Annotated in this window: 7 protein-coding genes; 5 read left to right on the top strand and 2 right to left on the bottom strand. The window is 56.5% G+C overall.

The window, feature by feature from the left end; all coding sequences use genetic code 11:
• Both M0974_RS14930 and M0974_RS14935 read left to right on the top strand, forming a co-directional pair.
• A partial coding sequence (locus M0974_RS14930; protein WP_297838074.1) for an efflux RND transporter periplasmic adaptor subunit occupies positions 1-414 on the top strand: 414 nt, incomplete at its 5' end.
• Entirely contained in the window at positions 411-2,003 is a 1,593-nt protein-coding gene (locus tag M0974_RS14935) for a DHA2 family efflux MFS transporter permease subunit (RefSeq protein WP_297838077.1), read from the top strand. The genes M0974_RS14930 and M0974_RS14935, both read left to right, overlap by 4 nt.
• Positions 2,004-2,093: 90 nt before the next feature.
• Here the strand turns inward: M0974_RS14935 and M0974_RS14940 are convergent, their stop codons facing one another.
• Both M0974_RS14940 and M0974_RS14945 read right to left on the bottom strand, forming a co-directional pair.
• Entirely contained in the window at positions 2,094-2,798 is a 705-nt protein-coding gene (locus M0974_RS14940) for a slipin family protein (protein WP_297838088.1), read from the bottom strand.
• 56 nt (positions 2,799-2,854) lie between these two features.
• Positions 2,855-3,442, bottom strand: coding sequence for an NfeD family protein (locus M0974_RS14945; RefSeq protein WP_297838080.1), 588 nt, complete (start codon positions 3,440-3,442; stop codon positions 2,855-2,857).
• A 199-nt stretch (positions 3,443-3,641) separates the two neighbouring features.
• On the opposite strand from M0974_RS14945, the gene M0974_RS14950 reads away from it, so the two are divergent.
• The 3 genes from M0974_RS14950 to M0974_RS14960 are packed head-to-tail and all read left to right on the top strand — an operon-like array spanning position 3,642 to position 7,548.
• Complete coding sequence (locus M0974_RS14950; protein WP_297838082.1) at positions 3,642-4,319, top strand: (2Fe-2S)-binding protein; 678 nt, start codon at positions 3,642-3,644, stop codon at positions 4,317-4,319.
• Positions 4,319-5,302: a xanthine dehydrogenase family protein subunit M gene (locus M0974_RS14955; protein ID WP_297838084.1), complete on the top strand. Its 984-nt coding sequence runs from the start codon at positions 4,319-4,321 to the stop codon at positions 5,300-5,302. The genes M0974_RS14950 and M0974_RS14955 overlap by 1 nt, the downstream gene beginning before the upstream one ends.
• Positions 5,303-5,316: 14 nt before the next feature.
• Positions 5,317-7,548 (top strand): xanthine dehydrogenase family protein molybdopterin-binding subunit, encoded by a 2,232-nt coding sequence (locus M0974_RS14960; RefSeq protein WP_297838086.1) that lies wholly within the window; start codon positions 5,317-5,319, stop codon positions 7,546-7,548.
• The last annotated feature ends 91 nt before the right edge of the window (positions 7,549-7,639 follow it).

Here is a 7,639-nt window from a genome sequence, read left to right on the forward strand (position 1 = left end):
CGCCGTGCCCGAGTTGGTGCATTTGCTGCTGCCGGCTCGCAACTGCTGTCAGTGGTACCAGCCAACGGCTTGTGGGTCGATGCCAACTTCAAGGAAGACCAACTGGCACACATGACCCCAGGGCAAGCGGTGACGATTCATGCGGACGTGCTTCCAGGTCATGAGTTCCATGGCCATCTGGACAGCCTGGCGCCTGCAACCGGCTCGCAGTTCAGCGTATTGCCACCGGAGAACGCCACCGGCAACTTCACCAAAATTGTGCAACGGGTGCCGGTCCGCGTTCATCTCGATGAGGCCGACGGTGTCCTCGGTCATTTGCGTCCGGGCTTGTCGGTCACGGCTGAAGTGGACACGCGCGACGCGTCGACCGGTCCAGCCCATTCAGTGACCGCTAATCAGGCCAGCGTGCCATGAGTGCGACAATCGCAGCACCGGCAAAACCATTTGATGCCGCGTCGATGGCCACCGCAACTAAGGTGTTCGCTTTCGCCAGCATGTGCATCGGCATGTTCATCGCGCTGCTGGATATTCAAATTGTTTCGGCCTCGCTGCGCGATATCGGTGGCGGTCTGTCTGCCGGCACCGATGAAACGGCGTGGGTACAAACCAGTTATTTGATCGCAGAAATCGTGGTAATTCCCCTGTCGGGCTGGCTGTCACGGGTGTTCTCAACGCGCTGGCTGTTTTGCGCTTCAGCGGTAGGTTTCACCTTGGCCAGCCTATTGTGCGGTGCCGCGTGGAACATTCAGAGCATGATTGCCTTTCGCGCGTTGCAGGGCTTTCTCGGCGGTTCCATGATCCCGCTAGTGTTCACCTCGGCGTTCATGTTTTTCACCGGTAAACAAAAGGTGATTGCAGCCTCCACCATCGGTGCCATCGCCTCTTTGGCACCGACCCTTGGCCCGGTGATCGGTGGCTGGATCACCGACGTCTCATCCTGGCACTGGTTGTTCTACATCAACCTAGTACCGGGCATATTCGTCGCCGTCGCTGTTCCTCTCCTGGTGCGTATCGACGAGCCGGACTTCTCCCTACTCAAAGGTGCGGACTACCTGAGCATGGTGTTCATGGCGCTGTTTCTCGGTTGTCTGGAGTACACCCTGGAAGAAGGTCCGCGCTGGAATTGGTTCAGCGACAGGACGATCCTGACCACGGCCTGGATCTCTGGCGTTTCGGCAGTGCTGTTCATCAGTCGCACGCTGATCGTGAGCAATCCGATCCTAGACCTGCGCGCACTCAAAGACCGCAATTTTGCGCTGGGTTGCTTCTTCTCTTTCGTCACCGGCATCGGCCTGTTTGCAACGATTTACCTGACGCCGCTGTTCCTTGGACGCGTTCGCGGCTTCAGCGCGCTGGACATCGGCCTGGCGGTATTTTCTACCGGCGTATTTCAGATCATGGCGATTCCGCTGTATGGGTTCCTGGCCAATCGCGTCGATTTACGCTGGATCATGATGTTTGGTCTGGGACTGTTCGCCCTTTCTATGTGGGACTTTTCGCCGATCACCCACGAATGGGGTGGTCGTCAGTTGATCCTGCCGCAGGCGTTGCGCGGTATTGCGCAGCAACTGGCGGTTCCACCGGCGGTGACACTGACCCTCGGTGGCCTGGCCATGTCGCGCCTTAAACAGGCGTCGGGGCTGTTTAACCTGATGCGCAATTTGGGCGGCGCCATTGGCATCGCGGCCTGTGCGACGATTTTGAATGACCGCACCAACCTGCATTTCACACGGCTGGCTGAACATTTGAACACCAGCAACGAAGCCATGAACCAATGGCTGACGCAGGTCGGCGGCAACCTTGCCACCCTGGGCCAGACAGGCAGCGAAGGCGTGACCGCAGCGTTGCAGCAACTGTGGCTGCTGACGTATCGCGAGGCGCAAACCCAGACCTATTCCGATGCATTTCTGGCGATCATGGTGTGCTTCATTATTGCCACCGCGATGGTGCCGTTGATGCGTAAAGTGGTCCCGCCTGCCGCACCGTCACCCGACGCCCATTGAGATTGCCATGAACCTGCTCGCCCCTATTTTCCGCGCGCTGGGCCGTGGCTGGTCGCAGCAAAGCCTGTCAGCGACGAATTGAATCGGCTTTCACGGTTTTGGTGCCAGGTTTGCCATGCCCTGCAGCAACTCGATGGGCAGCGGAAAGACGATAGTGGTGGTTCGATCGTTGGCAATCGAGCCCAGTGTTTGCATGTAACGCAACTGCATGGCGCCCGGCTCGCGCCCTAGAATCTCAGCGGCTTCTGCCAGCTTTTGTGACGCTTGCAGCTCACCTTCGGCATGGATTACTTTGGCCCGGCGCTCGCGCTCCGCTTCGGCCTGTCGAGCGATGGCGCGGATCATCGATTCGTTGAGGTCAACGTGTTTGATCTCGACGTTCGCCACCTTGATGCCCCATGAGTCGGTCTGGGCATCGAGTACCTTTTGGATATCAACGTTAAGCCGTTCACGCTCGGCAAGCAGTTCATCCAGCTCATGTTTACCCAGCACCGCCCGAAGTGTGGTCTGTGCCAGTTGGCTGGTGGCCATTAAAAAATCTTCAACCTGAATGATCGCTCGCTGCGGGTCGAGCACTCGGAAATAAAGTACCGCGTTAACCTTCACTGAGACGTTGTCACGAGTAATTACGTCCTGCGGCGGTATGTCCAGAACGACGGTGCGCAGGTCGACACGAACCATTTGCTGAACTACCGGAATTAGCAGGATCAAGCCGGGTCCCTTGACCTGCCAGAACCGCCCGAGCTGGAATACCACCCCACGCTCATACTCACGCAGGATGCGAAACGTCGACATCGCCACCAGCAGCAGTAGTAAAAGCAACGTGCCAAAGCCCAATTGCACAAACATGATCAGTCTCCCACTTGAGGTGTCTCAGGCACCGGTGCGACCTCCAGCATCACGCCTCGACGCGCCACGACCTGGACCCATTGCCCGGTTCTGAGGGGTGCCTGACTCATTACCTGCCAGTGTTCGCCTTGAAGTTGCACCCAACCACCCAAGGGGTCGTCGGTTTGCACCTTAGTAATTCTAGCGTTGCTGCCGACCAGGCCTGCATCACCGCTGACCACCTTGCGTTGCCGAGATTTGAGCGTTGCTCCCACCAAGCCGACAAGGCACACCATGCCGATCACCGCCACACTGAAAACCGTCGGCAGCTCAACGGTGAAACCCAAGATATTGGTGTTCATCAACAGTATCGCGCCTGCCGTAAAGGCGACGACGCCGCCCAATCCAATGACCCCGAAGCTTGGCAAAAAAGCCTCTGCAACCAATAGCGCGAAACCGACCACAATCAACGCAATACCGTTATAGCTGGTCGCGCCAGCGACATCGCCGAGACCGATTACCACGACATAGCCTTCCGCCGCGCTGGCGCCCATCGGCAGCCAGAGCAGACACGTCAACACCAGCAAGCTGCGCCACCGGTAACCGTTCAAAACGATTCTCCTGAACACATTTAGTAGACCGCTGTCATTTATTTTAGCTGACGCCTGACATCTACGAACCCGGACGGCATATCGTGGTGTTGTTTTGTCAGGTTGCCCGTCTGGAATATTTCCGTTCGGACCCGCTGACTTTGACTGGGGATGATCGAGAACTAAGCTCTGCCGACCACTGTTAAAGAGGATCACCTCAATGACTGATGAACATGACAAGCGCGACAAACTGTCGGCCCTGCCAGAACTGCGCGACCTTGCGACCCCTTCTCGCCGCAACTTTCTTAAATCCGTGGGCGTTTCCAGCCTAGCGGCGGCCACCTCTCCCCTTTGGTTACAGCCAGCCGCTCCCGCCCAAGCCGAAACTGTCGACGATCCACCCGCCGCACCGCCACCGGGTGAGCAACGGATAGTACTTAATGTCAACGGCAGCCCCCATGCCCTGAACCTGCCAGCGAATGCGGTACTTCTGGATGTGCTACGTGACCGATTGAGCCTGACGGGCACCAAAAAAGGCTGCGACCATGGCCAATGCGGCGCCTGCACGGTGCACGTCAACGGCCAGGCAGTGAACTCATGCTTGTCCTTGGCGGCGATGCACGAGGGTGACGACATCACCACCATTGAAGGCATAGCCCAAGGCAGCGCGTTACATCCAGTGCAGGAAGCGTTCTGGGAACATGACGCCTACCAATGTGGTTACTGCACCTCAGGGCAAATCATGAGCGCCGTTGCTATTTTGAAAGACAACGACATTGGCACCGACGATGCCAGTGTGCGCGAAGCAATGAGCGGCAATATCTGCCGTTGCGGCGCCTATAAAAATATCCTGGCTGCAGTGCAATCAGCGCGCAGCAAAATGAAGGAGATCGGCTGATGAGAACATTCAGTTATGTTCGTGCCGATAGCATCGAACATGCGATTAATTACCACAGCCAATCTGACTCTGCGTTCTTTCTTGCGGGGGGGACAACCCTGCTGGACTTGGTCAAGCTTGATGTCATGCGCCCAGTACAGGTGATCGACGTCAACCATTTATCACTGAAACAAATCAGTGTGCTTGATGACGGTCGGGTGCGTATCGGCGCGCTGGTTACTAATACAGCATTGGCCCGCCACGACCTTATCCGGACGCGTTATCCAGTGTTGTCTCAAGCGCTGCTGTCAGGCGCAACCACCCAATTGCGCAACAAGGCAACGACTGCCGGAAACGTCATGCAACGCGTGCGTTGCGACTATTTCCGCGACGGCGTATCACCCTGTAATAAACGCGAACCGGGGTCGGGGTGCTCGGCCATTGAGGGTCAAAACCGCAGCGTGCACGCCGTGTTGGGCACCAGTGATCAATGTATTGCGACGCATCCTTCGGATATGTGTGTCGCCATGGCGGCAATTGGGGCCACGGTACAAGTGCAAGGCCCCAAGGGACTACGAGAGATCAACTTCCTCGACTTTCATCTACTGCCTGGCGCCACGCCTGCAAAGGAGCACGCGTTGCTACCGGACGAGATGATTACTCACGTGGTGCTTGATGCGCCATTGGCTAACGGCCGCTCGGGCTACCTGAAATTGCGAGATAGAGCCTCCTATCAATTCGCGCTGGCCTCCAGCGCCGTGATTGTCGTGCTCGACGGTAATACCGTGCGCGATGTACGTATCGCAATGGGCGGTGTGGGCACCAAACCTTGGCGCGCCCTGGCCGCCGAGCAGTCCTTGAAGGATGCTCCCTTGACGCCGGAGTCATTAGCAAAGGCCGCAGCTATCGCGCTGCAGGGCGCGGTGCCCTATCGCCACAACGCCTACAAGATTGCGCTGGGCCGGCAAGCGATCATCCGTAACTTCGAAACGTTAACGGCTTAAGCGGAGGACAACACATGAGTGAGCAAATAATCGGTGCCGGTCCACGCCGCGTTGATGGACGGCTGAAAGTGACAGGCACTGCAATGTATGCCTCCGATCACCACCCGCAAAACATGGCGTACGGCTATGGTGTTTTCAGCACCATAGCCAGCGGAAAGGTCACCGAATTGAACCTTGATGAAGCGCGTAAATCCCCGGGGGTCATTGATATTTTTCACTCGGGGCATTTTGCCGAGGTTTACCACACCTCGCCTATTCCGACATCGCTGGCTAATATTTTGACCACCAGCAAGGCCGAGGAAAACCGACTGCCCTTCGAAGACGACACCATTCACTACGCCGGCCAATTCGTTGCATTGGTGGTTGCCGACACCTTCGAACATGCACGTGCCGCGGCATACAAGGTGTCAGTCAGCTATAGCAAAAGTCCTACGGTTGCCAATCTACAGCAGGGACTGAAAGCAGGCCCACCCAAAGAAGGTGGACGCGGACATTCCAGAGGCGACCCTGGTCCGGCATTCGATCAAGCGGCGCATTCCATAGACGCCACTTACACAACGCCCGTGGAAACCCACAACCCGATGGAGATGCATGCGACGGTTGCGTATTGGGAAGATGGGCATTTGTACGTCTATGAAGCTACGCAGGGCGTGGTTGCGCATCGAAACGCGCTGTCGCGAATATTTGGCTTGAGCCCAGATAGGGTTGAAGTAAGAGCACCTTTTATTGGTTCGGGCTTCGGAGGCAAGTTATGGATCTGGCCACATTCGGTGGCCGCCTGTGGCGCTGCGAAAATGCTGAACAGACCGGTACAGCTGGTCGTGCCCCGACAACAGATGTTCACCACCACCGGCCATCGACCCGCGACTCAGCAGCGTGTACGCCTGGCTACTGATACTCAGGGCAAACTGCTTTCCGTACGTCACGAGTCGATTAACACCACGTCGTTCACTGATCAATACGTTGAGAACTGCGGCACCTCTACGCGCAGTCTATACAGCTGCGCTAATGTACTGGTCAATCAAAAGACGGTTGAAGTGAATCACGGCACACCGACGTCAATGCGTGCGCCTGGCGCAGCACCTGGCCTGTTTGCACTCGAATCTGCCATGGACGAAATGGCAGAAGTTATTGGCATGGACCCCATGGCGTTTCGCAAACTCAATGTGGCTGATCGCGACGAAAGTCAGAATCTGCCGTGGTCGAGCAATCATTTGCAGGACGCTATCGACCAAGCCGCCGAGCGTTTTGGCTGGCAGCACCGCGACCCTCGCAACGGTGTGATGCAGGATGGCCATGAAAAAATCGGCTATGGCATGGCGGCCTGCAACTGGGATGCTTACCGTACCCCCGCCGAAGCGCGGGTCTCATTACGTGCGGATGGAACCGCGTATGCGATCTGTGGGGTGCAGGACATCGGCACCGGCACCTACACCGTGATCGCTCAGGCTGTGAGCAGTTTGACCGGAATACCGCTGGATAAAATTGAAGTCGAGTTAGGTAACTCATCATTTCCGCCAGCCCCTGTTTCGGGCGGATCTTGGGCGACGGCCAGCGTATTACCTGCCGTGGCTGAAGCGACACGTCAGGCGATCGCCCAGCTAAAGGCATTTGCAACCAGTCCGCGCGGTTCATTTGCCGGAGCCAACGCTGATTCACTTAGCGTCGAAGGCGCAAATCTCAAGAGTGCTGATAAGTCGCTGGCTATAGCGGACGTGCTTAAGGCGCAAAAACTGGCCAGCGCTGATGGTTATGGGCGCACAGGCATGGCGGAAACCGATAAGTATTCATTCCGGTCATTCGGCGCACATTTTGTTGAAGTGCGCTGGGATCCAGGAATTTCCCGCTTACGGATTGCCAGGGTGGTAAGTGCTATTGATGTCGGTCAGGTGATCAATCAGAAAACCGCTAGCAATCAAGTTGAAGGCGCCATCGTCATGGCTATCGGTATGGCTTTGTTCGAGGGGACCGAATACGACGAGCGTAATGCCATGCCGGTCAATAACAACTACGCCGAATACGTAGTACCGGTTCATGCAGATCAGCCCGAAGTGGATGTGATATTGCTTAATTACCCCGATTACAAACTCAACGAGTTTGGGGCACGGGGTATTGGTGAAATAGGGGTCACTGGTTTAGCCGCTGCAATCGCGAATGCGGTGTATCACGCGACGGGTAAACGGGTGCGCGACTTGCCGATCTCTTTGGATAAATTAATGACGGAAGAGCCGATGCTTCGTACGTAGGCCATTCCTTGGTATTTTTCGCCCGGATTTCTTTAATCTGCAGAAAAACAAAACCCCTGAACGCGTAAGCGATCAGGGGTTCTGGAATTTA

It is taken from the genome of Pseudomonas sp., from assembly GCF_026224925.1.
Taxonomy (GTDB): domain Bacteria; phylum Pseudomonadota; class Gammaproteobacteria; order Pseudomonadales; family Pseudomonadaceae; genus Aquipseudomonas.